Source organism: Pseudomonas sp. 05N434, assembly GCF_056396965.1.
In genome coordinates, this window is sequence record NZ_JBFTMK010000803.1 from 1 (window position 1) to 1,580 (window position 1,580).

General features: G+C 59.6%; 2 protein-coding genes. Both read left to right on the forward strand.

What is annotated here, in order from left to right; all coding sequences use genetic code 11:
• Positions 1–122: 122 nt before the first annotated feature.
• A complete protein-coding gene (locus AC1DLB_RS29560) occupies positions 123–683 on the forward strand; it encodes an ester cyclase (protein WP_477744663.1) in 561 nt (186 codons plus the stop codon).
• Between the two features lie 25 nt (positions 684–708).
• On the forward strand, positions 709–1,218 hold the full coding sequence (locus tag AC1DLB_RS29565; RefSeq protein WP_019582334.1) for a disulfide bond formation protein B: 510 nt from the start codon (positions 709–711) through the stop codon (positions 1,216–1,218).
• Positions 1,219–1,580: the final 362 nt, after the last annotated feature.

Here is a 1,580-nt window from a genome sequence, read left to right on the forward strand (position 1 = left end):
GCTTCACCTCGGTCCCGATTCGTAAAAAACGCTTAAAGGTTAATCCGTTCTTAACCGGTTTATCGTTTATTCCCCGATGCTGATGATAGGCGCTCGTTCGTTTACATGATCAGGATCGCCCCATGACTCACATCACTATCTCCCGCCGTTTAACCCTGGCCGGCTTCAGCCTGACCGCTGCGCTGCTGGCGAGTCCGTTTGCCTCTGCCGAACCGACCTTGCTCCAGCCCAAGAGCCTGATTGTCGATCAGAGCCTGTCCAAGGCGCAGCGCGATTCCATGGAATTGGCCGCCCGGCGCTATGGCAGCTTCTGGAACACCGGGGAGGAGGCGTTGGCCAAGGCTGCATTGTCAGAGCAGTTCGTCGACAAGACCCCGCCAGAAGGCCGGGTTCAGGGGCCGACCGGGCCGCTGCTGGCGTCGAAGTTCTTTCGCACGGCGGTGCCGGACCTGAGCTGCGAGATCGAACAAATGATCATTGCCGGTGATCGGGTGGTGGTGCATTTGCACTTTCGTGGGCACTTCACCGGCCCGTTCAAGGCTCTCAAAGGTCAGGGTCAGCGTGTAGACTTCCGGGCAACCGATATCTATCAGATCGACAACGGTCGCATCGCGGCCAATTGGCATATCGAAGACAACATCAGCCTGATGCAGCAGCTGCAAGCGCAGCCGCCGGCGAGCTGATCCACGGACACAGAAGGGAAACGCGATGAGCGAGGAAACAATGCGGTTGGGACGTGAACGGCGCTATCTGGTGTTGCTGGGCATCATCTGCCTGGCGCTGATCGGTGGCGCGCTGTACATGCAAGTGGTGCTGGGCGAGGCGCCGTGCCCGCTGTGCATCTTGCAGCGCTACGCATTGTTGCTGATCGCGCTCTTCGCGTTTATCGGCGCAGCGATGCGCACCCGCCGCAGCATCACGCTGTTCGAGGCGTTGGTGGTGATCAGCGCCATCGCAGGCGTCGGGGTGGCCGGGCATCACGTCTATACCCAGCTGTACCCGGAAGTCAGCTGTGGCATCGATGTGCTGCAACCGATCGTCGACGGCCTGCCGCTGGCGAAGATCTTCCCGCTGGGCTTCCAGGTCGACGGTTTCTGCTCCACGCCGTACCCGCCGATCCTTGGTTTGTCCCTGGCACAGTGGGCGCTGACGGCGTTCGTGCTGGTCGTGGTGCTGGTGCCGCTGCTCACTTGGCGTAACCGCAAAGCCCTGCGCTGAGACCGTCCGCCACACCGTTGCAGGAAACAAAAAACGCCCCGGTCCTCGTTCAGAGGCCGGGGCGTTTTGCATGTTCAAAGCTCAAATGAAAAGACCTTGATGCGCGACAATTATGGATGCGGCATGTGTGCGACATGTTGTCACAGCTCGAGTGTCGCAAGTCATTTCAAGACATGGAATCGGGACACCTCAAGGTACCCAAAACAGGCTCTGCAAGCCATTGCCGCTTTCGGTGCCAATCAGCCGAAACAGGCAGTTTTAACAGGGGCTGGCGAATGGCCAAAGCCCTTGTCACATAGGGGGTAGAGCAGGGTCTGAGGCGAGCGCAGAGCCCAGGAAGCTGTCTGAACTTCGCGCGGTAC

Excerpts from the sequence above, each read along its gene's own strand:
- AC1DLB_RS29565 (WP_019582334.1), top strand. The coding sequence starts at position 709 with ATGAGCGAGGAAACAATGCGGTTGGGACGTGAACGGCGCTATCTGGTG.
- AC1DLB_RS29560 (WP_477744663.1), top strand. The coding sequence starts at position 123 with ATGACTCACATCACTATCTCCCGCCGTTTAACCCTGGCCGGCTTCAGC.